This window comes from Erythrobacter westpacificensis (assembly GCF_039542285.1).
Taxonomy (GTDB): Bacteria; Pseudomonadota; Alphaproteobacteria; order Sphingomonadales; family Sphingomonadaceae; genus Alteraurantiacibacter; species Alteraurantiacibacter westpacificensis.
Genome location: NZ_BAABHV010000022.1, coordinates 113,358 through 138,367, shown reverse-complemented (window position 1 = coordinate 138,367; position 25,010 = coordinate 113,358). Strand labels below are relative to the sequence as shown.

Genomic DNA, 25,010 nt, shown 5'->3' with positions numbered 1-25,010 from the left:
CGGCGTCCTACTTGGGCGGCATGCGGATGGCGCCGTCGAGGCGCACGCATTCCGCGTTCATGTATTCGGACTGCACCATGAAGCACGCGAGGTCGGCATATTCCTCGGGGCGGCCCAGGCGCTTGGGGAACGGCACCGATGCCGCCAGCGATTCCTGCGCCTTTTCCGGCAGCCCTGCCATCATGGGCGTCATGAAGATGCCCGGCAGAATCGTGTTCACGCGGATACCCTCGTTCATCAGGTCGCGCGCCACCGGGAGCGTCATGCCCTTCACACCCGCCTTGGACGCGGCGTAGGCGACCTGGCCGATCTGGCCATCCTCGGCGGCGACCGACGCGGTGGAGATCATCACCCCGCGTTCGCCGTGTTCGTTGACGGGATCCAGCGTCATCATGCCCGCTGCGGCCTTGGCCATGCAGGCGAAGGTGCCCATCAGGTTCACCTTGATGGTCTTTTCGAAAAGGCCGAAATCGAGGTGGCTGATCTCGCCCGTCTCGCGGTCCCGCCGGGTCAGCTTGCCGATGGTGCCGATGCCGGCGCAGTTGACCAGTACCCGCTCCTGCCCGTGCGCCTCGCGGGCCTTGGCGAATCCTGCCTCGATGGACGACTCGTCCGATACGTCGACACGGCAGAAAATCCCGCCGATCTCGCTTGCCACGGCTTCCCCGCGCTCGTCGTTGAGATCGAACAGCGCGACTTTCGCGCCTTTGGCGGCCAGCGCCCGCGCGGTGGCCTCCCCAAGCCCGGAGGCGCCGCCTGTCACCACTGCCGCAACAGAATTGTCGATCTTCATAATTCTACCTCTCTCAAATCCAGCTTCGCGGACCGAATGTTACCCAAACGTCCTACCCGCCCGCCACCGAGGGTCAAGCGGAGTCACTGCCGTGGTGCAACATCATTGTTGTGCAACTGCAACACGGGTGAAACATTCTGTGGAACACCGGCAATTACAATTGCAACCTCTCCTACCTTCAAGCAGGTCAATAGCAGGCAAGACCTGCCGTTCCGGTCGTACGGGGTCTCTATCACGACCGGGAGGGACTACTCCGTATCACCTGGCCGGGGGACCGGTCGTATAGTGGGGAAATATCTGTGAAGCTTCGAACTGCTCTGAAGGGCGCTAGCGCCCCGATCGCACTCTCCGTTGCGCTGATCGCCAATCCGGCGCTGGCACAGGACGAGGGCGACGAAACCTCCGAGGAAATCCGCGCCGAAACGCCCGGCGAAGATGAAGAACCTGTTGGCGCCACCGGCGACTCCGTTACGCAGGGTGCCATCTTCGTTACCGGTTCGCGCATCCGCCGCGACGAATTCTCGTCCGCCTCGCCCATCACCCTCGTCGATCCGGAAATCGCCGTTCGCCAGGGCCTGATGGACACCGGCTCGATGATCCAGGGCTCGCCGATCGCGGCCGGTTCGTCGCAGGTGACCGCGGCTCTCTCCAGCCAGTTCCTCGTCGATGGTGGCCAGGGCGTGCAGACCATCTCGCTGCGTGGCCTGGGTGCCAACCGCACGCTGGTGCTGCTCAACGGTCGCCGTGCCGGTCCCGCCGGTACGCGCGGTGCCGTTTCCGCATTCGACCTCAACGTACTTCCGCAGTCGATCGTGGAACGCGTCGACATCCTGAAGGACGGCGCCTCCTCCATCTACGGTTCGGACGCCGTGGCCGGCGTGGTCAACCTGATCACCAAGACCGACACCGACGGCATCGAGCTCGACCTGTTCGGCTCGGTCCCCTTCACCTCGGGCGGTGAAACCTGGTCGGCAGCAGCCACCTGGGGCAAGACCTTCGACCGCGGCCACGTGATGGTTTCGGCGAACTACTACCGCCAGAACGAGCTGGCGCGTGGCGATCGCAGCTACCTGCAGTGCTCGGAAGCGAACGTCTTCACCGACCTCAGCTACAGCACACGCGCCGACCTGATCGACCCGCGCACCGGCGATTTCAGCTGCAACGGTGCAGAAAGCAACGTCACCTGGGGCCACATCTGGACCTATGACTACAGCTCCTACCTGACCGCGGATGGCGAATCGAACATCCCGGGCAGCGACGGCGACGGTCCTGCACAGCTGCTGCAATACAGCTACCCCGGCGACAACCTGGGCCAGTACCTGCCGGAAATCGGCCGCAGCGGCGCGTTCGGCGAAATCGACGTTCCCGAAGGCTGGTACAACGTTGGCTACGACCCCGCTTCGCGCGCGGTCTACAACAACTACCACCCGCTGATGAACGAAGACACGATCATCCCGACGACCGATCGTTACACCCTCTATGTCGATGCGGCCTACGAACTGACGCAGGGCATCGAAGCCTACACCGAACTGCTCTACAACAAGCGCAAGACCGAGTTCGACTCCTCGGGCCAGGTCTACCAGTTCGGCTTCGGCGAAACCGACGATGGCCTGTTCGGCCTACCTCCCGGCGTTGGCGATCCGTTCGCGAACGGTTTCGGCGGCCCGGCGCTGTTCAGCCCGACGGCCTTCATCGACTGGTACGATAGCTCGCAGGAAGTCGACTACTACCGCGGCGTGCTCGGTTTCCGCGGCGACATCTCGTCGAACTGGTCGTACGACCTGTACGGCCAGTACTCGCTGTCCGACGCAACCTACACCAACGAGCGTATCCTGGCCGACTCCATGGCGACCCAGGACTTCCGCACCAGCTCGTGCGTTGGCACGGTCACGCCCGTCGGCGGCAAGAACTGCGTCGACGTGGACTGGTACACGCCGCGCGTGATGTTCGGCGACTTCACCGAGGAAGAACTGAACTTCCTCGGCGATACCGAAGTCGGCGAAACCGAATACACCCAGTGGTACGTGGAAGGCGTCGTCAGCGGCGACCTGTTCAGCCTGTGGGGCGACAGCCCGATCGGCGTCGCCCTTGGTGGCCAGTTCCGCCGCGACGAGATCGAGGACGTTCCCGGCCCGATCTCGCAAGCCGGCAACGTCTGGCTCGGCGGTCCCGCCGGTGTGACGGCTGGTCGCAGCGACACGCTGGAAGGCTTCGGCGAAGTCAACATCCCGCTGCTGGCTGACTTGCCGCTGATCCAGTCGTTCAACGTCACCGCTGCCGCACGTATCACCAACGTGAAGGCCACGCGTTCCGACGGCGTGAGCGCCGAGGACAACGGCAACTGGACCTACAAGCTGGGTGCAGACTGGGAAGTGACCGACTGGCTGCGTTTCCGCGCAACCTACGGCACCTCCTTCCGTGCGCCTGCCCTGTTCGAACAGTTCCTGTTCGACCAGGTCGGCTCGCTGCCGCAGCGTTCGCTGGACCCGTGTATCCAGTGGGGCCTGAAGCTGGAGCGTAACGAAATCAGCCAGTCCTTCGCGGACAACTGTGCTGCCGACGGCGTTCCGGAAAACCACAGCGGTGCCGGCATCAACGGCTCCACCATCACCGGTGGCGGCCTTGGCGTGCTCGATCCCGAAGAGTCCACCGCATGGACCGCGTCGGTCGTCCTCACCCCGGACTTCGGCTTCCTGCCGAACACCCGGATGAGCCTGGCCGTCGACTACTTCGACATCGAAGTGACCGGCGAAATCGCCCGCTTCGGCGCAGGCAACGTGATCGCAAGCTGCTACGCTTCCGATGACTTCCCGAACGATCCGCTCTGCGGCCAGTTCGCCCGTATCGACGACCTCGATCCGAGCGATCCGTTCTGGAATGCCGGCGATTCCAACAACATCGCTTTCGTTCGTGACAGCTTCATCAACATCAACAGCCAGAAGAACGCTGGCGTCGACGTCACCGCGCGGGTCATTCACGACTTCGCCGGCGACATCACGCTGACGGTCCAGGGCCAGATGACGTGGCAGACCACGGACGAGATCTCGGTGTTCGACGGTTTCCCGGAAAGCGTGAACGGCGAACTCGGCGAGCCGAAGTGGGTTGGCGATTTCTACGCCCAGCTCGACGCCGGTCCGTGGTCGCTGTTCTACGGCCTCGACGTTGTCGGCTCCGCCAGCGACGTTGCGGACTTCACCGAATCCGAACTGGGTATCGAGGAAGCCGATCAGACGCAGGCCGACCAGGACACCGCACTGTGCGGAACGTTCACCACCTACCCGGACGAAATCTGCTTCGACCTGGATGTGCCGGCGACGTTCTACCACAGCGCATCGCTCACCTACGAGTTCAGCGATCGCTTCACGCTGACGGCCGGTATGTCGAACATCTTCGACACCCGTCCGCCCCGCACGTCCAACGTGGGTGGCGACGGCATCAACCAGCTGGGCGACGGTGTTCTCTACTCGCAGTACGACCTGTTCGGTCGTCGTGCGTTCGTGAACATCAACGTTCGCTACTGATCGCTTTCACGATCTTGAGCCAAACAGGGGCGGCGGGTGACAAACCCGCCGCCCTTCGTTTATCGGCTATCTGGAAATCCACTCTCCCCGCAGGAAAACCCGCATGGTCCATATCCGCCTGAAGCCCGACACGCTGGACGAGGAAAACGCGAAGTTCAGCCATCAGCGGCTGCCTCGCCCGCTGTTCCTGAATTCGGTGCCCAAGTCGGGCAGCCACCTGCTGAAGAACATCATGCGCATGTTCGTGCCGGTGGAGGATCACTTCAAGGAACAGTTCATCCAGTGGGGCAACCTGCAGCAGTACAAGCACGCCTTCCGCGCCGAGGCGAAAATGCTGAGCTGGGGCCACCTGCTGTTTTCCGATGCTTCCGCCGTCGAGGCAGGCCCGGCGCGCAAGATCATCCTCGTGCGCGATCCGCATAGCTGGGTGCTGGCCCGCGCCCGCTTCTTCCTGTCGGACGAATTCGGCGACAACTCGGTGCTGGTAAAGAACGGCGAGCTGACCGTCGATTCCCTCATCAACCTGATGATCTTCGGCATTCACGGCAAGGCCATGGGCATGCGCGAGCTGTTCACCTACAACGCCGTCGCCTGGCAGGGCAGCGATTGCACCACCTTGCGCTACGAAGACCTGCTGGAGGCGGTGAGAACGCTCGGCTCCGCGGAATCGGATGCCTACTTCGAAACTGTTTTCGAGGCGGCGGGCCTCGCCAGCATTCCCGACGACTGGCGCGAGCGGGTGAAGATCGGATCGGACCGCAAGCAGAGCGGCACGGCGCGGGAGAACCTGTCCCCCGGCACGGGTATCGAGATCCCGAAGGAACTCACCGATTCGCAAAAGGCGCTGGTGGAATTTGCAGCTCCGGGCCTCAGGAGCCTGCTCGGCTACGCCTGAACGCAGCCGAGCCTCACTCCTAGCCGACCCTCATTTCCAGCTGACCGTCGCCCTCGTCGATGTGGACGGTGCTGCCATCGGGCACCTTGCCCTCCAGCAGCATTTCCGCCAGCGGGTCCTGCACGTAGCGCTGCACCGCGCGCTTCAGCGGCCTTGCGCCATAGACGGGGTCGTAGCCGACCCGGCCCAGCCAGGCTCGCGCGCCGTCGGTCAGGTCGAGCACGATCTTGCGATCCTTCAGCAGCTTCTGCACCCGCGCCACCTGGATTTCCACGATCGGCGCCATGTGCTCCATGCCGAGGCGGTGGAACAGGACGATCTCGTCGAGCCGGTTGAGGAACTCGGGCCGGAAATGTCCGCGCACCACATCCATCACCTGGTCCTCGACATCCTCCACCTTCTGGTCCTCGCCGAGGTTCGAGAGGAACTGGCTGCCAAGGTTGCTGGTGAGGATGATGAGCGTGTTCGAGAAGTCCACGACCCGGCCCTGACCGTCCGTCAGGCGACCGTCGTCGAGCACCTGCAGCAGCACGTTGAACACGTCCTGGTGCGCCTTCTCGACCTCGTCGAACAGCACGACCTGATAAGGCCTGCGCCGCACGGCTTCGGTCAGCACGCCGCCCTCGTCGTAACCGACATAACCCGGAGGCGCGCCGATCAGACGGGCGACCGCGTGCTTCTCCATGAACTCGCTCATGTCGATGCGCACCATTGCCTGGTCGTCGTCGAAAAGGAAGGCCGCCAGCGCCTTGGTCAGTTCGGTCTTGCCGACGCCGGTGGGGCCGAGGAACAGGAAGCTGCCGAGCGGACGGCCCGGATCCTGTAGCCCCGCACGCGCACGGCGCACGGCCTTGGACACGGCCTCCACGGCCTTTTCCTGGCCGATCACCCGCTTGCCGAGAACCTCCTCCATCTTGAGCAGCTTCTCGCGTTCGCCCTCGAGCATCTTCTCGATGGCAACGCCCGTCCAGCGGCTGACGACGGAGGCGATGTCATCCTCGGTCACTTCTTCCTTCAGCAGCGCGTTCTCGGTCTGCCCTTCGGCTTCGGCGAGTTGCTTTTCGAGCTGTGGGATGCGCCCGTAGGAAAGCTCACCCGCCTTCGCGAGGTCGCCTGCACGCTGGGCCTGTTCCAGTTCGATCTTCGCCTGATCCAGCTCTTCCTTGATCCGCGCCTCCGCATGGATCTTGTCGCGCTCGTTCTGCCAGCGGGTCGTAAGTTCGCTGGATTGCTGTTCGAGATTCGCCAGTTCCTCGCGCAAGTTGGCGAGGCGATCCTTCGATGCATCGTCGCTTTCCTTGGCCAGCGCCGATTCCTCGATCTTCAGCTGGATGATGCGCCGGTCGAGCGCCTCGATTTCCTCGGGCTTCGATTCCACTTCCATGCGGATGCGGCTGGCGGCCTCGTCCATCAGGTCGATGGCCTTGTCCGGCAGGAAACGGTCGGAAATGTAGCGCTCGGAAAGCTGGGCAGCAGCCACGATCGCGGCATCGGTGATGCGCACGCCGTGGTGCAATTCGTACTTTTCCTTGATGCCGCGCAGGATGGAGATGGTGTCCTCCACGCTCGGCTCGTCCACGAACACGGGCTGGAAACGGCGCTGCAAGGCCGCGTCCTTCTCCACGTACTTCTGGTATTCATCCAGCGTCGTCGCGCCGATGCAGTGCAGTTCGCCGCGAGCGAGCGCCGGCTTCAACAGGTTGCTGGCGTCCATGCTGCCTTCGCTGGCACCGGCACCGATCAGGGTGTGCATCTCGTCGATGAACAGGATGATCTCGCCTTCTGCGCCCTTCACCTCGTCGAGCACGGCCTTCAGCCGTTCCTCGAACTCGCCGCGATATTTCGCGCCGGCGATCAGGCTGCCCATGTCGAGCGCCATCAATTGCCGGTCCTTCAGGCTGTCGGGCACGTCGCCATTGGCGATGCGGAGCGCGAGGCCTTCCGCAATCGCGGTCTTGCCGGTGCCGGGCTCGCCGATCAGGACGGGGTTGTTCTTCGTCCGTCGGGCGAGGATCTGCACGGTGCGGCGAATTTCCTCGTCGCGGCCGATCACCGGGTCCAGCTTCCCCTCGCGCGCCTTCTGCGTCAGGTCCTGCGCGTATTTCTTCATCGCGTCATAGGCGGCCTCGGCATTGGCGGTGTCCGCCGTCTTGCCCTTGCGCAGTTCGTTGATCGCGCTGTTGAGCGCCTCTGCGGTCAGCCCCGCATCGGCCAGCGCCTGGCTCGCCTTGGTCTGCCGCGCCAGCGTGAGCGCCAGCAACAGGCGCTCCACGGTCACGTAACTGTCGCCCGCCTTCTCGGCGACCTGCTCGGCCTGGTCGAGAACGCGCACTGCGTCGTTATCCAGCCCCGGTGTCTGCTGCGCCCCGCCGCCGCTGACTGCGGGAATCTTGGCCAGCAGGGCATCGACCTGCTGCACGGCTTTCAAAGGATCGCCACCGGCGCGCTGGATCAGGCCGGATGCCATGCCTTCTTCGTCCTCCAGCAAGGCCTTCAGGATATGCTCCGGGCTGATGCGCTGGTGGCTGTTACGAATGGCGACGGTTTGCGCGCTCTGCAGGAAACCCTTGGCGCGGTCGGTAAATTTTTCCAGGTTCATTCCTTGCCCCTCATTTCAGGTTCCCTCACAAGATAGTGTTGCTTTTATACAACACAAGTGTTGCGTGGCCGCAATTTTCTTTCTGCGCTCTGGATCATAGGTCTCTTTGAGATGCGACCATGGTTGTTAAGTTTCAATAGAGCTAGCCCATCGGCATCCCGCGTCATTGATCGAGGACAACACGCCAGCGCCCTCCCCGGATTGGCAGACCGCCGACAGGTATCGACGAACTGCATAGCTTTGCGATGAAACGCCTTTCGTTCGAGGCGCGCCGTGCTATCCCGTTTCACATGAAAAGGTCCCTCGCGCTTCGCACGCTAGCCCCCCTTGCCGCCGCCCTCGTGCTGGCAGGCTGCTCCACCACCGCCGCCACGCCTGCCGAGACGGCAGCGGCGCAGACGCTCGAGGCCGAGCCGCAGATAGCCTCGCTCGACGACATCATCGCTGCGGTGGACATCCCCTACGAGACGTTCACGCTCGACAATGGCCTCACCACCATCGTCCACACCGATCGCAAGTCGCCGCTGGTGGGCGTGACGGTCTACTACCGCGTGGGATCGAAGCACGAGCCGCGCGGCCGCACCGGTTTTGCGCACCTGTTCGAGCACATCATGTTCACCGGCAGCGAGAACGTGGACAACTTCGACATTCCGCTGGAAGCCGCAGGCTCCACCGGCACGAACGGGTCCACCAGCTACGACCGCACCAATTATGTCGAGACGGTCCCCACCGGCGCGCTGGACCTTGCGCTGATGATGGAAGCGGACCGCATGGGATACCTGCTGGGCGCTGTCACGCAGGAGCGGCTCGATAACCAGCGGGCCGTTGTGCAGAACGAGAAGCGGCAGGGCGACAACCAACCCTATGGTCTCATCAACTATCAGTTGTCCGAAGGGCTGCTGCCGGTAGGCCATCCCTATCGCCACTCAGTCATCGGTTCGATGGCAGACCTTTCCGCCGCCAGCCTGCTGGACGTGCGCGAATGGTTCACCGACAATTACGGGCCGAACAACGTGGTCCTCTCCCTCACCGGAGATATCGACGCGGAAACCGCGCGCCCGATGGTGGAACGCTGGTTCGGCGCGATTCCGCGCGGGCCGGAGGTCGAGCAGTTCGACGCAGGGCCGGTCACGCTGGCAGAGCCGCGCTCCGACACCATGACCGACCAGGTGCCGCAGGTGCTGCTGGTGCGCGCGTGGACGGGGCCGGACATGCAGCATCCCGATGCCGTGCCGTTGCAGGTGGGCATGTACATCCTCGGCGGTCTCGCCTCCTCCCGCCTCGACAATGCGATGGTGCGCGGTGCCGAACTGGCGACCAGCGTTTCCGCCGCCTACCAGGCATACGAACAGATCGGCTATGCGCAGACATACGTCCAGGTGCGCCCCGACAAGTCGCAGGACGAAGCCCAGGCGCTGCTCGAAACTGAAATCGCCCGCTTGATTGCTGAGGGGCCGACGCAGGACGAGCTTGACCGTGCGACCACTCAGATCGCCTCCAGCCTCGTGGGTTCGCTGGAGCGGATCGGCGGCTTCGGCGGCAAGGGCTCTATCCTCGCAGAAGGCCTGCTCTACACCGGCAACGCCGATTTCTACCGCACGGAACTTGAGCGCATGGCGCAGCTCTTGCCCGAAGATGTGCGCGCCGCCATGGAACGCTGGCTCTCGCGCCCGGCCTACAACCTCGCCGTGGTGCCGGGAGAGCGCACGCTGGACGGCGGCGCCATGGGCGGCTGGGGAGACGAACACCTGACCCCCGCGCCCGAGCCGGACACCGGCGTCGACATCGAAGTGACGCGCACCGGCCCGGAAATCCCCTTGCCCACGCCAGAACCCGTTGGCGAACTCACCTTCCCGCAGGTGGAGCGCGCAACGCTTTCGAACGGTATCGAGGTGGTGCTGGCACGCCGGGCGTCGGTCCCAAAAGTCTCCCTGGCCCTCACCTTCGATGCAGGCTCCGTGGTCGACCCTGCCGGGCAGTACGGCACCCACGCCACGATGGTCGACCTGCTCTCCGAAGGCACCACCACGCGCAGCGCGCTGGATATCGCGGTGAAGCAGGAAACGCTGGGCGCATCGCTCAGCTTCGATGCCGGGTCGGAAACGACTGCGGCCTTCCTTTCGGCGCTCAGCCCCAACCTCCAGCCTTCGCTGGAACTGCTGGCTGACGTGGTCCGCAACCCGGCCTTCGCGCCCGATGCAATGGAGCGGGTCAAGAGCCAGCGCACGGCTGGCGTCGCGCAGGAGCTTTCCTCGCCCGCAGGCCTGGCGAACCGCGCCTTCTATGCGCTGGTCTATGGCGAAACGCACCCCTACGCCTACGCCTCCACCGCGGGCGATGCGGAAGTGATCGGCGCGCTGACCCGCGAAGATATGGTCGCGGAGCACGCCGAGTGGATACGCCCCGCCACGGCCACGATCACGGCCGTCGGCGACGTTACCATCGATGAACTGGTCGCCGCGCTGGAAGCGACCCTGGGCGACTGGCAGGATCCGGCAACGCCCGTTCCCGCAAAGGACGTCGATCAAACACTCCCGCTCGCCAATGCGCCGCGCGTCGTCGTGGTCAATCGACCCAACTCGCCTTCCAGCTACCTCGTCCTCGGTCGCCCGGCGCGCATCGCAGGCTGGCAGCCCGGCATGGAGGCGCTGGACCTTGCCAACGAGGTGATTGGCAGCGGTTTCCTCTCGCGCCTGAACAACGACCTGCGCGAAACCAAAGGCTGGACCTACGGCATCGGATCGAGCCTGCCGAACGCCCAGGGACCGCGCACCTTCCGCATCGCCACGCAGGTGCAGGCAGACCGGACGGCGGATTCGATCGAGGTCATCCTCGACCAGCTCGAAGCCTTCCCCGCCAGCCGCCCTGTCGACGCGGTCGAACTGCAGCGCGTTACCGATGGCAACGTGCGCAACCTGCCGAACCGTTTCGAAACCAACGGCCAGGTGCTTGGCGCACTGCTTTCGAACCAGAACGCCGGACGCGACGACCGCTACCAGACGCTGCTGCCGCAGCTCTACAGCGCAATCGACGCGGAAGACATCAACGCCGCCGCGCGCGATTACCTGCAGCCGGAAAACATCACCATCGTGGTGGTCGGCGACAGGGAAACGGTTGAACCGCAGCTGGAAAACCTCGATATCGATGTGACTTATGTCGAGGCGGACAGCCTTTAGGTCTGCCCAGAGGAGAATTATCAATGTCCGAAGTGGGTGGAACCTACGATTTCGTCGCGCAGTCCCCGATGGGCGAGCAGACCGGCACTTTCACCGTGGTGCCCGGCCCCGATGGAGAGACCTTCACCGGCCAGCTTTCGGGCGGCATGGGCACGATGGACGTGCAGGACGGTACGATCAGCGGCAATACGCTCAACTGGAAGATGAAGATGGGCATGCCCATGCCGATGACGCTGGATTGCGAAGCCACCGTTGATGGCGATGCCGTGACCGGCTCCATCAAGGCAGGCATCATGGGCACCATGCCCTTCACCGCCCAACGGCAGGGCTGAGGCGCGTCAGAACTTCCCGCGCAGCGCCTGATAGGCCGCGGCCGTCACCGTATTGGCGAGGTTGAGCGAGCGGATGTGGTCGGACCGCATCGGCAGGCTGACCTCGCACGTCCGGTGCCGGTCGCGAATCGCCGAGGGGAGGCCCTTCGTCTCGCTGCCGAAGACGAGGATGGCATCGTCCGCGTAGTCGGGTTCGTAAAAGCTGCGCGGCGCATCGTCCTCGAACAGGAACATCTGCCCTGCGCGCGGTCTGCGCTCCTCCAGAAACGCGCCCCAGTCGGCATATTCGCTGAGCCGCACGTGCTGCCAGTAATCGAGCCCGGAACGCTTGAGATGCCGGTCGCTGAGGGTGAAGCCGTAGGGCCGGATCAGCACCAGCTCCATGTCCAGCGCCACGCAGGTGCGCCCGACAGCCCCGGTGTTGTGCGGGATTTCCGGATGGACGAGGACGATGATCGGGCGGGCAGCCATGCGGCCTGCCCTAGCCCAGCTTGTCCTTCAGTATCTGATTCACCACCGCCGGATTGGCCTTGCCCTGCATCGCCTTCATCGTCTGGCCGACGAAGAAGCCGAACAACTTGTCCTTGCCGCCGCGATACTCCTCGACCTTGTCGGCGTTGTTCGCGATGATCTCGTCGATCGCTGCCTCGATCGCGCCGGTGTCGCTGACCTGCTTCAGGCCCTCGGTATCGGCGATCTCGCCAGGCTCACGGCCTTCCTTGAGGACGATCTCGTAGATTTCCTTGGCCTGTCCGCCGGAAATTTCGCCCTCGTCCTGCATGGCGAGGATCGCAGCCTGGCGTTCGGCAGTAGCGTTGGCCATGTCCGCCTCGTCACCCAGCGATTTCACCACGCCGGGCGCCACGGAAAGGGACCAGTTGGCCACCTGCGTTGCGACCTTGGCCTCGGGCTTGCCGATAGCCTTGGCGGCGACGGCCAGCAGCGTCTCGAACCGGGCGAAGGTCTCCACCTCGGCCGTCAGTTCGCGTGCGTTGTAAGGCGTCAGGCCCAGTTCGTTTTCGTAGCGCGCACGCTTGGCATCCGGCAGTTCCGGCAGCGAGGCTCGGCATTCGTCGAGGAAGTCCTGCTCCAGCACCAGCGGCAGGAGGTCGGGATCAGGGAAGTAACGATAGTCGTGCGCGTCCTCTTTCGAACGCATCGAGCGGGTGGTGCCGGTGTTCGGATCGAACAGGCGGGTTTCCTGCACGATCTGGCCGCCGTCCTCCAGCACGTCGATCTGGCGCTGCACTTCGTGCTCGATCGCCTGCATGACGAACCGTACGGAATTGACGTTCTTCGTTTCCGTCCGGGTGCCCAATTCGGTATCGCCGACCTTGCGCACCGACACGTTCACGTCGGCGCGCATGGAGCCTTCCTCCATGTTGCCGTCGCACGATCCGACATAGCGCAGGATCGAACGCAGTTTGCGGATATAGGCCCCGGCTTCGGCGGGCGACGTCATGTCTGGGCGGCTGACGATTTCCATCAGTGCCACTCCGGTGCGGTTGAGATCGACGTAGGACATGGTGGGGTGCTGGTCGTGCATCAGCTTGCCCGCGTCCTGCTCCACATGGATACGTTCGATGCGGATGACCTTGTCCTCGGGGATACCGGCTTTCTCGTCCGCCTCGATCACCAGCTGTCCCTCGCCCACCAGCGGGTGGTAGAGCTGACTGATCTGGTAGCCCTGCGGCAAGTCGGCGTAGAAGTAGTTCTTGCGGTCGAACCGGCTCCACGCGTTGATCTGCGCCTCGATCGCCATGCCGGTACGCACCGCCTGGCGGATGCACTCGCGGTTGGGCACGGGCAACATACCGGGCATGGCGGCATCGATAAGGCTGACCTGCGTGTTCGGCTCCGCGCCGAACGCCGTTGAAGCGCCGGAGAAAAGCTTGGCCTTGCTGGTAACCTGCGCATGGACTTCGAGGCCGATCACGACCTCCCACTCGCCGGTTGCGCCCTGGACACGGTAATTGCTCATGAGTTCGCCTCGAGAAGGAATGCCTCGGTCTTCTTCAGTTCGTTCTTCAACATCTGGTCGTAGGGCGTGCTGCCGCTCACGTTGATGTCGTTGATCATCGTCACCGAGATGTCGCGGTATTCGGGAAAGGTCTGCAGTTCGCGGATGCAGGCGACCACGATGGGCGCGCGCTTCCGGTCTGCGCGCATTTCGTTCATCAGCCGGTCCATCACCGCGGTAAAGGCCATGCACCGCTGCGCCGATTGCAGCTGCTGGCGCTGCTTGCGGTTGGCGAAGTGCACGGTGCCCACCAGCCACCAGATCGGCAGGATCAGCCCGCCCACCAGCAGCACGATGACGAGGACTTCGAAGAAGCTCACCACCATTTCTCCGGCTGGGCGGTAAACCCGGCGCGCTGTTCGATGGCGAGGCCGGCGTTCAGCACGCCCTGCTCGTCCATCGGCTTGCCGACGAGCTGGAGGCCCAGCGGCAGGCCGTCGGAATTGAGCGTTGCAGGCACGCTCATGGCAGGAAGACCGGCCAGCGATGCAGGCACCGAGAAAACGTCGTTCAGATACATCGACAGCGGATCGTCGGTCTTCTCGCCCAGCGCGAAGGCCGCGGTCGGCGTGGTGGGTGCCAGGATCACGTCGCACTGCTCGAAGGCATCCATGAAGTCCTTCTGCACCAACGTGCGCACCTTCTGCGCCTGCGTGTAATAGGCATCGTAGAAGCCTGCGCTGAGCACATAGGTGCCGATCAGGATGCGGCGCTTCACCTCGTCGCCGAATCCGGCGGAGCGGGTGGCAGCATACATGTCCTGCAAACCCGCGCCCTCGGGCAGGTCGCGCAGGCCATAGCGCACGCCGTCGTAGCGGGCGAGGTTGGACGATGCCTCCGCAGGGGCAATGATATAGTAGGCGGGCAGTGCGTACTTGGTGTGCGGCAGCGACACGTCGACCACCTTGGCACCCGCATCGCGCAGCCACTGCTTGCCCTCTTCCCAGCTCGCCTCGATCTCGGCATCCATCCCGTCCACGCGGTATTCGCGCGGGATGCCCACGGTCTTGCCCGCAAGATCGGCGTCCAGCAGCCCGGCCCAGTCGGGAACGGGCGCGTCGATGCTGGTCGAATCCTTGGGATCGAAACCGGCCATCGCGCCCAGCATGATCGCACAGTCTTCCACCGATCGCGCCATCGGCCCCGCCTGGTCGAGCGAGCTGGCAAAGGCCACGATGCCCCACCGGCTGCAACGGCCATAGGTCGGCTTGATACCGGTGATGCCGGTGATCGCGGCAGGCTGGCGGATCGAGCCCCCCGTGTCGGTGCCGGTCGCTGCCGGGCAAAGGCGTGCGGCAACAGCGGCGGACGAACCGCCCGAAGAGCCGCCCGGCGTCAGCGTGGCATTGCTGCCCTGCCTTTTCCACGGGCTGGCGACATTGCCGAAATAGCTTGTCTCGTTGGAGGAACCCATGGCGAACTGGTCCATGTTCAGCTTGCCCAGCATCCCCGCGCCCGCATCCCACAGCTTCTGCGAAACCGTGGATTCGTATGGCGGCTTGAACCCTTCGAGGATGTGACTGGCAGCGGCCGACTGCACGCCCTTGGTGGCGAACAGGTCCTTCATGCCGATGGGCACACCGGCCATCGGGCCAAGTTCCTTGCCCGCCGCGCGGTCCGCATCCACCTTGTCGGCAGCGGCCAGTGCATGGTCGGGCGTGTTGACGATGAAGGCGTTCAGTTCGGCAGCAGCGGCCACGGCGTCGTTGTGCACCTCTGCCACTTCGCGCGCGGTGAAATCGCCGGCGGCCACGCCGTCGCGGATGGCCTTGAGGCCCATTTGCGTGAAATCGGTCACTATTCGATCACCTTCGGAACGCCGTAGAAGCCGTGTTCTGCCACGGGCGCATTGGCCAGCACGTCTTCGCGGCGGCCACCGCCCGTCAACGGATCGGCGTCGATCACGTCGTCGCGCAGGCGCTGGTCTTGCGGAATGACCGCGGCCATCGGCTCGACATTGCTGGTGTCAACCTCGCCCAGCTGTTCCACGAAGGCGAGGATATTGTTGAGTTCGGGCACCATGTGGTCGAGGGCGGCCTCGTCCATGCTGATGCGCGCCAGACTGGCAATCTTGGCGACTTCTTCTCGGGTGACTGACATGGCGCTTCCGTTAGCCGTGCCGCGGGCGCGCTTCAAGCGATTAGGAAGTTATTCCTCAGCAGGAAACGGGTCGCCCATCGGCTGTCCGTCGACGTAGATCTGCCGACCTTGCCATTCGCGCACTTCGACAGTCGAGTCCTCCCGCAGCGGACCTGCGGTTCGCCGCGGAAGGACGATATCTGGCTCGAATGGCTCCGTGTCATTCTCGCGTTCGAGGAACCAGTCCGTTACCTGCGCGCCCTGGATCAGCTTGATCCTTCGCTCCCCGTCCTGATCAAAGCCCAGATCGATGGCAAAACACGGCTCGTCGCAATGCCAGCCGAGGCGAGCAAAATGCTCTCGTATGCGCCCTTCCCAATAAGCATCGCGGGCCTCTACCTGCATGTTTGCGCGGCGATGTTCTTCGGAGCCGAGCTCGCGGTAACGATCGGCGGGCGTCTGCTCATCCAGTGCGGCTTGCGCCTTCTCGCCGACTTGGCCCTCACGTCGCGCCAAACGCCGCAGAACCTCCCGCCCCGCATCGCCAAAATCCCAGCGCAGGGCAGCGTAATCGAATTCTTCCGCCGACACCTCACCCGCATCCAGCCTTGCAACCTGCTGGCGAGCCGAAATGCCGCCGAAATCCACCAGCGGCAGGGCCAGCAGCAACGCGATCACGCAAGACGCCACGGCCAGGTGCAGGTTGGCGCGGCGCAGGTAGTGGCTCCACCCCGCCAGACGTCCACGCGCCAGGCCCGCCCAGTAGGCAAGGCCATAGGCGGTGGCGATACCCGTGGCGACCAGCGCCCACAGCCGCTCGGGTGAAAATCCATACTGGTCGATGCGGATGCCCATGGAGATCGCCGCGAACACCGTGAGCGGGAAGATCGCAGCGGACAGCCAGATCGCCGCCACCTGCATGGCCACGTTGCTGCTGCGCGCTTCGTCGCTGTCGCGCACCACGGCGTTGGCGAGCACGAAGCATCCCAGGGCGCAGGACAGCAGCACCGGGGTGGCATCGTCGGTTGCCTCCCACAGCGCGCTACCGCCAGAGGCGAGCAGTGCGAAAAGGAAGATCAGGATGGCAAGGGCGAACGGCACCGCCAGCAACGAGAAGACCAGCATCGCCACGCCTTGCAGCGTGCCGATGATCCCGAGCTGGTTGCGCAGAACCCCCATCGCCGCGCCATAGGTCGCCCCCATGAACAGCCCGACGAAGCCGGTGGTCTCGATCATGCCCTCGATAATCTCGATGCCGATAAGACTGAACAACGCGTGCAGCAACCATAACAGGAGCCAGGACAGCGCGACGAACAGCAGCGCTCCGCCGGCGGTCAGGGCATCGGTCCAGACGTGGAAGTGTGTTTCCTCGTATGGGGTAGCCCAGCGCCTGCGATGAAAATCGGCCTGGAACAGCGGAACGGCCAGCAGAGAGAAGAACACGCCCGCGGCAAAGGCGAATTCCTCGCCTGCCACGCGGTCACCAGCATCGACAGCGAGGTAGGCAAGACCACCCATCACCGCGCCAAGGCCCAGCGCGAACACCGTGACCTCTATCCACCTGCGCGAACCGAGAACGAAGCTGGACGCTGCAAATCCGAAAAAGGTGAAAGACGCCAGGGCGTAGCGCCAAGCCTCTTCGCCATCGACATCCAGCAAAAGGTGGACGATCAGGCCGGCGACACCGCCCAGCCCTGCGAGCAGCCACGGCCGCGCGGGATAGTCTTCCACGAGATCGCCGTCATGGGCGAGAGCGCTCTTCGCGATGCCTCCCTCCCCGGCCATCTGCCTATTGCGCCGGGGCGCCTTCCGTTCCGTCCCCTGCGCCCTGCGCTTCCATCTGCTGCTGCATCATCTGCTGCTGGAAGGACTGGACGCGCGCCTGGAACTCCTCGCGGCTCATGAAGTCGATTACTTCGATGTCGAAATAGAGATCGCTGTTCGGCGGGATCGGACCACCCTCGGGCACGTCCGCGCCATAGGCCTGGTCGGACGGAATGAAGATCTCGTACTGCCCGCCCCTCTGCGTCTGCAGCAGGGCATCGCGGAAACCGGGGATCATGTCGCCCAGCGGCAGCGGCGTGCCATCGGGGAAGATGCCGGGGATCGGCAGCGGCATGGACTGCGACTGGTCGAACACCGTGCCGTCGGCCAGCTTGCCGGTGTAGTTGACGAACACCACGTCCTCTTCGGTCGGGCTGGGGCCCTCGCCCGCGCGGACGGTATCCACCGAGAGGCCCTGGGGCGTGGCGGCCCAGGCGATGCCCACGGCCACCAGTACGGCAATGATGACGCCGATCCACAGCTTGGTGAGCGAGCCCTTGGCAATCGGCTGCAGCGGAACGCGGGTGACTTCGGCCATGGTAATCTGATCCCGTGAATATTGGCGCGCCAAACGAAAAGGGCGCGGAATAACTTTCCACGCCCCTTTGGCTTAGCTGCGATGTGCTTTCAAGCTTCGAGAGCCCGAAATCCGGCGCTATTGCCGACCTGAATTACCGGCCGCCGTCACGCTCGGCGCGCTTGCGCTCCAGCTTGCGGGCGCGGCGCACGGCAGCAGCCTTTTCGCGAGCGCGCTTTTCGCTGGGCTTTTCGTAGTGGCGGCGCAGCTTCATTTCGCGATACACACCCTCACGCTGCAGCTTCTTCTTGAGCGCACGGAGAGCCTGCTCGACATTGTTATCGCGAACGATGATCTGCATAAATCTAAGCCACCTTCTAATTTCAGAAACGGCGAGAGCCCGCTGCAGTCAGGCGCGGGATGCACCGGATAAACAAAACGAAAATTGCGCCGAATCCCTCACGGGGTCGGCTTCACGAGGGCGCAGATAAGCGAATCGCGGGCGAAATGCAAGGCGCAGAGCGTTTTGGGTTCCGCATGGCCGCCTGCAACGCTAAGGGAACGGCCATGTCCAATGCAACACCGCAACTCTATGCCTCCCTCTCCGTTGCGCTGGGAGGGGGAATTGGCGCGCTTGCCCGCTACCAGATGGGCCGGTTCATGACCGGCTGGCTCGGAGCGCCCGCCGTCAGCGCCTTTCCCTTCGCCACCTTGGCCGTGAACACCATCGGCAGCCTGCTGATGGGTCTTCTGGCCGGATGGCTGGTGCGTGGCAGTCCCGAAGGCGCGGACCAGCTCCGCCTGCTGCTGGGCGTGGGCCTGCTGGGCGGGTTCACCACCTTCAGTGCCTTCAGCCTTGAGATGGCCTACATGATGCAGCGCGGCCAACTGGGCCTTGCGGCGATCTACCTCATGCTCTCGATCGGCCTTGGCGTATCGGGCTTCTTCTTCGGCATCACCGTGACGCGGTTGTTCTCATGAGCAACGCGGCAAATGAAGTCCGCCAGTTCACCGTTGGCGAGGACGACGATGGCGTGCGGCTGGACCGCTGGTTCAAGCGTCACCTGCCGCAGGTCGGCTTCGGCACGGTCAGCCGCTGGGCACGCACCGGCCAGCTGCGGGTGGACGGCAAGCGCGTGAAGGTGGATGATCGCCTGACTGCCGGCCAAGTGCTGCGCGTGCCGCCGGGCGGCGAGGACAAGGCGCGCACGCAAAGGACGCGCCGCGAACTGACGCCGGAAGAGGAATCGCTGGCCGATGACATCCTCATCACCCGCACGAAATCCGCGCTTGTGCTGAACAAGCCGCCGGGCCTCGCCACGCAAGGCGGCACCAAGACGACCCGCCACGTTGACGCGCTGCTGGATGCCTATGCCGGCGATGACGAGCCACGCCCGCGCCTTGTCCACCGGCTGGACAAGGACACCAGCGGCATTCTGCTGGTCGCTCGCACACCGGGCAGCGCCGCGTTCTTTTCCAAACGATTTTCGGGCCGCAGCGCGAAGAAGATCTACTGGGCGCTGGTGGTCGGCGTGCCCGATATTTACGAAGGCGAGATCGAGGCACCACTGGCCAAGCAGCCGGGCACCGGCGGCGAAAAGATGCATGTCGACACCGAGAACGGCCAGCCCGCCAAGACGCTCTACCGCGTGGTGGAGCGGGCCGGGAATGCGGCGGCCTGGGTGGAGCTGCAACCGCTGACGGGACGCACCCACCAGTTGCGCGTCCACATGGCGGCGATGGGCCACCCCATTGTGGGCGACGGCAAGTACGGCGGGCAGGATGCCTTCCTGACAGGCAGCATCAGCCGCAAGATGCACCTTCACGCGCGGCGGCTGATTATCGAGGCGCCCGGCGGGCAGAAGCTGGACGTGAGCGCAGACCTGCCAGAGCATTTCGCACAGTCGATGGAACAACTCGGCTTCGACCCTGCCCTCAGCGATGCGAAACCGGTCGCCACGCCGAAACCCAAGCGGACCAAGGCGGAAGAGAAGCAGGCCGCCAAGCAGCATGCCAAGCAATATCGCAAGGCCCGACGCGGAGAGCGCAAGCGTCGCGCCGAGCCGGGCGGCAAGAAGCGGGGCAGGAAGTGAGTGTACGCCTAGCCGTCTTCGACTGCGACGGCACCCTGAGCGACGGACAGGCAGGTGTGGTCAATGCAATGAACGCCGCCTTCGCCGAAGTCGGCGCGCCCGCTCCGCACCACTCACAGGTTCGTCGGATCGTGGGCCTCAGCCTGCCGCAGGCGATCCGCCGCCTGTCGCCGGACCTGTCGGACGACCAGCACTACGCCATTGTGCAGGCCTACAAGACCGCCTTCCGCAGCGCGCGGGAAAACGGCACCCTGCGCGAGCCCCTGTTCGAGGGCATGGCCGACATGCTGCAGCGCCTGCACGGGCGGGGTTGGACGCTCGGGGTGGCTACCGGAAAGTCCGACCGCGGTCTTGCCAGCACGCTGGCCGTGCATGGCCTGACGCGATTCTTCGCCACGACCCACACGGCGGACCGCCATCCTTCCAAGCCCCACCCCGCCATGCTGCATGCCGCCATGGAGGATGCGATGGCCGAGCCGTACGTGACTTGCATGATCGGCGATACCGTGTTCGATATCGAGATGGCTGTGGCCGCCAACGTGCGCCCCATCGGCGTGTCGTGGGGCTATCACGAACCGGACGAACTGCTCGCCGCAGGGGCCGTTGCCGTGGCCGATACGATGGCCGAACTGGAGAAACTGATCGATGGATAGCCGCGAGGACGCAGAAGCCCGCGCGAAGGGCCGTTTCATGCTCATCAACGCCATGCGGATCGCGGGCGTGGTGATGATCCTGGCCGCAATCGCCGTATTCAACGAGGCTCTGCCCCTGCCCGACTGGGCGGGCTACCTGCTGCTGGTGCTGGGCATGTTCGAGACATTCGTCACCCCCACCCTGCTGTCCCGCATGTGGAGCACGAACGACAAGCGATGAAACGGTTCTGGAAAGAGGTGGCCGTCGAGGAACATGACGGCGGCTGGCAGGTGACGCTGGACGGGCGCCCCATCCGCACGCAGGCCGGCAAGCCGCAAGTGCTGCCCACGCGTGGACTTGCCGACGCGCTGGCAAAGGAATTCGCCGACCAGGGAGAGAAGGTGGACCCGAAGTCCTTCATCTTCCGCGACATGGCCGATTTCGCCATCGACATGGTGCGCGAGGACCGCGCCGCGCACGTCGCCAAGCTTCTCGCCTACGCCGAAACCGACACCCTGTGCTACCGCGCCGACCCCGACGAGCCGCTCTATCGCCGCCAGCAGGAGGTATGGGAGCCCATCGTTGCCGCCTGCGAGGCTGCGCACGGCATCCGGCTGGAGCGCGCGAGCGGGATCATCCATCGCAAGCAATCCGACGATGCGCTGGCTGCCTTGCGCGCGCGTCTGCACAGAGAAGATGATTTCACTCTCGCGGCGCTGGTGACCCTGGCATCGCTGGGCGCCTCGCTGACGGCCGCTCTCGCAGTGCTGGAAGACGAGGCCGACGTGGACGCCTTGTTTGCCGCCACCAATCTGGAAGAAGACTGGCAGGCCGAGCTATGGGGCCAGGATCACGAGGCCGAGGTAGCGCGCAAGGCCAAGCTGGAGGCGTTCCGCCGCGCGGCGGAGTTCGCAAAAGCGGCGCGGGGCTAGCTCAGCCCACCCACTCCGCAACCTCGTCCGCGACGACATTGGCCGCGCGGTTCAGCGCCGAGCCGACATCGTTCGCTTCGGGAAGCGCGGGCTCGCTGTGCTCGAAACGGCGCGTGCGGATCGTGCCGTCGGGCATTTCCAGCATGGCGTCGTAGCGCACGATCGCGCTGCCGCTGCCGGCATCGTAGCCCATGTCGACCAGTTGGCCCGAAAGCTGTGTGCGCGCGACATATTCCAGTTCCCCGCCGCCCACGACAAGGCGGTTGCCCTTGGCGCGGATCGTCTCGGCCAGCACGTTGCGGAACAGTTGCGCGGGTTTCTCGACCCAGAAAGCGTCCTGCAGGTAGGCGAGCGAGCTGTCGCTGGTGGTGACGGGCACGCGCGTGACATTCAGGCGCTGCGTGACGCTCGGTACCTGCACGGCAAGGGCCGCCGAGGCCTCTCCCTCGGCCGCCGCGCCGGCGGGGATGGAGGCGGACGGAGTCAGCGTCAGCAACTGGTCGGGCGGATCGCCCCCGCCGAGGCTGATGCAGCCCGAAAGCGCGGCGAGCGACGCTGCGGCGGCGAGGAATTTGCTCTTCATCATGGTCATCGTTTCCGCCCTCAAGGCTCGTAATCGGGCAATGGCTGCGAGCCCAGCAACGAACCGGCGCCTTCATTCTCGAGCCGCTCCGTCATGTTGCGAAGGTTCTCGCTGGTCTGCCGCAGGTCGCGCAGCGTTGCGGTCGCCGCGGGCAGCGTGTCTTCGTTCAGCTGCCGCGTCAGCGGCTCTACGTTGGCAAGCGAGCCCTCCAGCGAGTTGGCCGCCTGCCGGGCCGATGCCAGCGTCGCGCGCAAGTCGGAGGCCAGCGCCGGGCCTTCGCCTTCCAGCAGCTGGTCGGTGGTTTCCAGCGTGTCCTCGAACGCGGCCAGGGTTTCGGTCGATTGCGCCAGCGTGGCCTGAAGTTCCTGCAGGGTGCGCTGCACTTCCGGCGAGGAATTGGCCAGTTCGCGGCTGATGGTATTGGTGTTGGCGAGAATGCCCGAAATCGAATCCTGGTTCTCGTCGTCCAGCACGCGCGTCAGGCGATCGGTAAGCGTGGCGAGGCGTTCCAGCAGCAGCGGGGCGCTGGCGAGGATCTCACCCACGGCGCCCTGCGCCGGGGGGATGACCGGCACGCCTTCGGGGCAATCGGTGGTGTCGCACGTGATCGGCGGCTGGTTGGAACGACCACCCGACAGGCTGATATTCGAAACGCCGGTGAAGCTGGCCGAAATACTGGCGGTGGTGCCGACGAGGATGGGCGTGTCGCCGTTCACCCTGATGCGCACCTTCACGAATTCCGGGTCACGCTCCCAGATGGAGATGTCGGCCACCTGCCCCACTGGAACGCCCGAGTAGGTCACGACAGAACCCTCGGCCACCCCGCCGACGGACTGCTCGTAGAAAATGTCGTATTCCTTGTTGTTACGCTCGCCCAGCCGCGCTAGCCAGACGAAGAACACCGCAGCCGCTGCCAGCAGCAGCAGCGTGACAGCGCCGACCCAGATATGGTTTGCCCGTGTTTCCATCCGTTTCGTCTATGCCTTCTCGCTGCCTTGCTTGTCCAACGCTTTCCCCCGCTCGTGGGTTGCTGTGGCCGCCCGTGCGCGCGGGCCGTTGAAGTATTCCTGTATCCACGGGTGTTCGTTTTCGAGCAGTTCCTCGATGGTCCCCACCGCGATCACCTTCTTGTCGGCCAGCACGGCCACGCGGTCGCAAATGGCGTAGAGCGTATCGAGGTCGTGGGTGATCAGGAACACGGTGAGGCCCAGCGTGTCGGTCAGTTCGCGCAACAACTCGTCGAACTTGGCGCCGCCGATGGGATCGAGGCCGGCCGTCGGTTCGTCGAGGAACAACAGTTCGGGATCGAGGGCGAGCGCGCGGGCAAGGCCGGCGCGCTTTCTCATGCCGCCCGAAAGCTCCGACGGGAACTTGCTGGCGGCATCGGCCGGCAGCCCGGTCAGGACGGTCTTGTAACGCGAGATCTCGTTCAGCAGCTTCTGCGTCAGCTCGGGGTAGAACTGTTTCAGCGGCACCTGCACGTTTTCCGCCACCGTCAGGGTGGAGAACAGCGCCCCGCCCTGGAACAGGACGCCCCAACGGTTGCGCACGCCGATATCCTCGTCCGGCTCTGCCTCGGTGATGTTGTGGCCGAACACCTCGATCTCGCCAGCTTGCGGGAACTGCAAGCCGATGATGGAGCGCATCAGCACGCTCTTGCCGGTGCCCGATCCGCCCACCACGCCAAGGATTTCACCGCGGCGCACGTCGAGGTCGAGGTCCTCGTGCACCACGAAATCGCCAAAGGCGTTGGTCAGCCCGCGGATGCGGATGGGATAGTCTTCCCCGCCCGGCGCGGCTTCGTGGGCGGTCTCGTTGTCGATGTGCTCGCTCATATCCAGCCGATCCTCTCGAAGAAGACGGCGAAGAAGGCATCGAGCACGATCACCATGAAGATGGCCTGCACCACGGCGGCGGTGGTGCGCAGGCCCACTTCCTCGGCGTTACCCTTTACCTGCATGCCCTGATAACAGCCCGCCATGGCCACGATTAGGCCGAACACCGGCGCTTTCACCATGCCCACCCAGAAATCGGTGAGCGGCACCACTTCCTGCACACGCGCAAGGAAGGTGAGGAAGGGAATGCCCAGCATCACATCGCCGATCACCGCGCCGCCGATGATGGCGACGACCGAGGCGAAGAAGCCCAGCAGCGGCATCATCAGCACGGCGGCAAGGATGCGCGGGATGACCAGCGCTTCCATCGGCGAGACGCCGATGGTGCGCATCGCGTCGATTTCCTCGGTCAGCTTCATCGTGCCGATCTGGGCGGCAAAGGCAGAACCGCTGCGGCCCGCCACCATGATCGCCGTCATCAGCACGCCCAGTTCGCGCAGGGTAATGCGCCCGACGAGGTTCACCGTCAGCGTTTCCGCGCCGAACTGCTGCAATTGCACCGCGCCCTGCTGCGCGATGACGATACCGATGAGGAAGCTCATCAGGCCGATGATCGGCAGGCTGGTGACGCCTACAAGTTCCATCTGCCGCACCAGCGCTTTGAGCCGGAAACGGCGCGGGTGGATCACCAGGCTGAAGAACGCCGCGATGACCGAGCCCAGGAAGGCGATCGAAGCCAGCATGCCCTTGAAGAAGTCGATCACGGCGATGCCGACGTGCTCTGTAATCTGTTTCGCATTGCGCCGGCGCGGCGGGGCGATGGCGGCCTCGCTCTCGCACTCCTCCACCGCATCCAGCAGTACTTCCGCCTGTTCGCTGGCACCCACCACGTCGGCCCCGGTGCGCTGGGCAAAGCGGAAGATGATCCACGCGCCGACCGTGTCGATGCGGGAGACGCCGGAAATATCGATGGTCTGGATCGAATCGGTGATGTCGCGCAGCTGCGGATCGATCTCGCCGACACCGGAAACCACCATGGGCCCGGTGATGGTGACGGTCGCCCGCCCCCCAGCTTCCTCGATAGAGTATTCGGCCCATTCGCGCATTGCGGGCAGCTATGGGCATTATTCAGGCTGTCAGCAAGGTTTTAGCGTGTTGCCCTTGGGGGAATCAGGTGG

23 protein-coding genes are annotated in these 25,010 nt (G+C 64.5%); 9 read left to right on the top strand and 14 right to left on the bottom strand.

Annotated elements, in window-relative coordinates:
• Window positions 1-7: 7 nt before the first annotated feature.
• Window positions 8-793 carry an SDR family NAD(P)-dependent oxidoreductase gene (locus ABFX23_RS15820; RefSeq protein ID WP_346033945.1) on the bottom strand — a complete coding sequence of 262 codons (786 nt, stop codon included), beginning with the start codon at window positions 791-793 and terminating at the stop codon, window positions 8-10.
• Window positions 794-1,092: 299 nt separating this feature from the next.
• Between ABFX23_RS15820 and ABFX23_RS15815 the strand changes: the two genes are divergently transcribed.
• Together ABFX23_RS15815 and ABFX23_RS15810 are read left to right on the top strand one after the other, a co-directional pair.
• Complete coding sequence (locus ABFX23_RS15815; protein WP_346033944.1) at window positions 1,093-4,314, top strand: TonB-dependent receptor domain-containing protein; 3,222 nt, start codon at window positions 1,093-1,095, stop codon at window positions 4,312-4,314.
• A gap of 103 nt (window positions 4,315-4,417) precedes the next feature.
• Complete coding sequence (locus tag ABFX23_RS15810) at window positions 4,418-5,209, top strand: hypothetical protein (protein ID WP_346033943.1); 792 nt, start codon at window positions 4,418-4,420, stop codon at window positions 5,207-5,209.
• Between the two features lie 19 nt (window positions 5,210-5,228).
• Here the strand turns inward: ABFX23_RS15810 and clpB are convergent, their stop codons facing one another.
• On the bottom strand, window positions 5,229-7,808 hold the full coding sequence (gene clpB / locus ABFX23_RS15805; protein WP_346033942.1) for an ATP-dependent chaperone ClpB: 2,580 nt from the start codon (window positions 7,806-7,808) through the stop codon (window positions 5,229-5,231).
• Window positions 7,809-8,098: 290 nt separating this feature from the next.
• Here clpB and ABFX23_RS15800 point away from each other — a divergent pair, with 290 nt between their 5' ends.
• Both ABFX23_RS15800 and ABFX23_RS15795 read left to right on the top strand, forming a co-directional pair.
• Window positions 8,099-10,984, top strand: a complete 2,886-nt coding sequence (locus tag ABFX23_RS15800; RefSeq protein ID WP_346033941.1) for a M16 family metallopeptidase — start codon at window positions 8,099-8,101, stop codon at window positions 10,982-10,984.
• Window positions 10,985-11,007: 23 nt separating this feature from the next.
• Window positions 11,008-11,316: a hypothetical protein gene (locus tag ABFX23_RS15795; protein WP_346033940.1), complete on the top strand. Its 309-nt coding sequence runs from the start codon at window positions 11,008-11,010 to the stop codon at window positions 11,314-11,316.
• Between the two features lie 6 nt (window positions 11,317-11,322).
• Here the strand turns inward: ABFX23_RS15795 and ABFX23_RS15790 are convergent, their stop codons facing one another.
• The 8 genes from ABFX23_RS15790 to rpsU form a co-directional block, all read right to left on the bottom strand.
• The gene (locus ABFX23_RS15790) at window positions 11,323-11,787 is read right to left on the bottom strand and encodes a tRNA (cytidine(34)-2'-O)-methyltransferase (protein ID WP_346033939.1); all 465 of its coding nucleotides are present in this window, start codon (window positions 11,785-11,787) and stop codon (window positions 11,323-11,325) included.
• 10 nt (window positions 11,788-11,797) lie between these two features.
• A complete protein-coding gene (gene gatB, locus ABFX23_RS15785; RefSeq protein WP_346033938.1) occupies window positions 11,798-13,297 on the bottom strand; it encodes an Asp-tRNA(Asn)/Glu-tRNA(Gln) amidotransferase subunit GatB in 1,500 nt (499 codons plus the stop codon).
• Entirely contained in the window at window positions 13,294-13,656 is a 363-nt protein-coding gene (locus ABFX23_RS15780) for a hypothetical protein (RefSeq protein ID WP_162925175.1), read from the bottom strand. The genes gatB and ABFX23_RS15780 overlap by 4 nt, the downstream gene beginning before the upstream one ends.
• Window positions 13,653-15,116 (bottom strand): Asp-tRNA(Asn)/Glu-tRNA(Gln) amidotransferase subunit GatA, encoded by a 1,464-nt coding sequence (gene gatA, locus ABFX23_RS15775; RefSeq protein ID WP_428831678.1) that lies wholly within the window; start codon window positions 15,114-15,116, stop codon window positions 13,653-13,655. Before gatA ends, ABFX23_RS15780 begins: the two co-directional genes overlap by 4 nt.
• Window positions 15,117-15,133: 17 nt before the next feature.
• A complete protein-coding gene (gene gatC / locus ABFX23_RS15770; RefSeq protein ID WP_346033936.1) occupies window positions 15,134-15,436 on the bottom strand; it encodes an Asp-tRNA(Asn)/Glu-tRNA(Gln) amidotransferase subunit GatC in 303 nt (100 codons plus the stop codon).
• A gap of 48 nt (window positions 15,437-15,484) precedes the next feature.
• A complete protein-coding gene (locus ABFX23_RS15765) occupies window positions 15,485-17,200 on the bottom strand; it encodes a DUF4153 domain-containing protein (RefSeq protein WP_346033935.1) in 1,716 nt (571 codons plus the stop codon).
• A 4-nt stretch (window positions 17,201-17,204) separates the two neighbouring features.
• The gene (locus ABFX23_RS15760) at window positions 17,205-17,777 is read right to left on the bottom strand and encodes an FKBP-type peptidyl-prolyl cis-trans isomerase (protein ID WP_346033934.1); all 573 of its coding nucleotides are present in this window, start codon (window positions 17,775-17,777) and stop codon (window positions 17,205-17,207) included.
• A gap of 133 nt (window positions 17,778-17,910) precedes the next feature.
• Entirely contained in the window at window positions 17,911-18,117 is a 207-nt protein-coding gene (gene rpsU, locus ABFX23_RS15755; RefSeq protein ID WP_346033933.1) for a 30S ribosomal protein S21, read from the bottom strand.
• A 206-nt stretch (window positions 18,118-18,323) separates the two neighbouring features.
• Here rpsU and crcB point away from each other — a divergent pair, with 206 nt between their 5' ends.
• From crcB to ABFX23_RS15730, 5 genes are read left to right on the top strand one after another with little or no spacing between them, the layout of a single operon-like run.
• On the top strand, window positions 18,324-18,737 hold the full coding sequence (gene crcB, locus ABFX23_RS15750; RefSeq protein WP_346033932.1) for a fluoride efflux transporter CrcB: 414 nt from the start codon (window positions 18,324-18,326) through the stop codon (window positions 18,735-18,737).
• The gene (locus tag ABFX23_RS15745) at window positions 18,734-19,849 is read left to right on the top strand and encodes an RluA family pseudouridine synthase (RefSeq protein ID WP_346033931.1); all 1,116 of its coding nucleotides are present in this window, start codon (window positions 18,734-18,736) and stop codon (window positions 19,847-19,849) included. The genes crcB and ABFX23_RS15745 overlap by 4 nt, the downstream gene beginning before the upstream one ends.
• Window positions 19,846-20,502, top strand: a complete 657-nt coding sequence (locus ABFX23_RS15740) for an HAD-IA family hydrolase (RefSeq protein ID WP_346033930.1) — start codon at window positions 19,846-19,848, stop codon at window positions 20,500-20,502. Before ABFX23_RS15745 ends, ABFX23_RS15740 begins: the two co-directional genes overlap by 4 nt.
• On the top strand, window positions 20,495-20,722 hold the full coding sequence (locus tag ABFX23_RS15735) for a hypothetical protein (RefSeq protein WP_346033929.1): 228 nt from the start codon (window positions 20,495-20,497) through the stop codon (window positions 20,720-20,722). Before ABFX23_RS15740 ends, ABFX23_RS15735 begins: the two co-directional genes overlap by 8 nt.
• Entirely contained in the window at window positions 20,719-21,414 is a 696-nt protein-coding gene (locus ABFX23_RS15730) for an ATP12 family chaperone protein (protein ID WP_346033928.1), read from the top strand. The genes ABFX23_RS15735 and ABFX23_RS15730 overlap by 4 nt, the downstream gene beginning before the upstream one ends.
• A gap of 1 nt (window position 21,415) precedes the next feature.
• Here ABFX23_RS15730 and ABFX23_RS15725 read toward each other — a convergent pair whose 3' ends face one another.
• From ABFX23_RS15725 to ABFX23_RS15710, 4 genes are read right to left on the bottom strand one after another with little or no spacing between them, the layout of a single operon-like run.
• The gene (locus ABFX23_RS15725) at window positions 21,416-22,000 is read right to left on the bottom strand and encodes an ABC-type transport auxiliary lipoprotein family protein (RefSeq protein ID WP_346033927.1); all 585 of its coding nucleotides are present in this window, start codon (window positions 21,998-22,000) and stop codon (window positions 21,416-21,418) included.
• Window positions 22,001-22,017: 17 nt separating this feature from the next.
• The gene (locus tag ABFX23_RS15720; RefSeq protein WP_346033926.1) at window positions 22,018-22,965 is read right to left on the bottom strand and encodes an MlaD family protein; all 948 of its coding nucleotides are present in this window, start codon (window positions 22,963-22,965) and stop codon (window positions 22,018-22,020) included.
• A gap of 9 nt (window positions 22,966-22,974) precedes the next feature.
• A complete protein-coding gene (locus ABFX23_RS15715; RefSeq protein WP_346033925.1) occupies window positions 22,975-23,832 on the bottom strand; it encodes an ABC transporter ATP-binding protein in 858 nt (285 codons plus the stop codon).
• Window positions 23,829-24,938, bottom strand: a complete 1,110-nt coding sequence (locus tag ABFX23_RS15710; RefSeq protein ID WP_346033924.1) for an ABC transporter permease — start codon at window positions 24,936-24,938, stop codon at window positions 23,829-23,831. The genes ABFX23_RS15715 and ABFX23_RS15710 overlap by 4 nt, the downstream gene beginning before the upstream one ends.
• Between the last annotated feature and the right edge of the window lie 72 nt (window positions 24,939-25,010).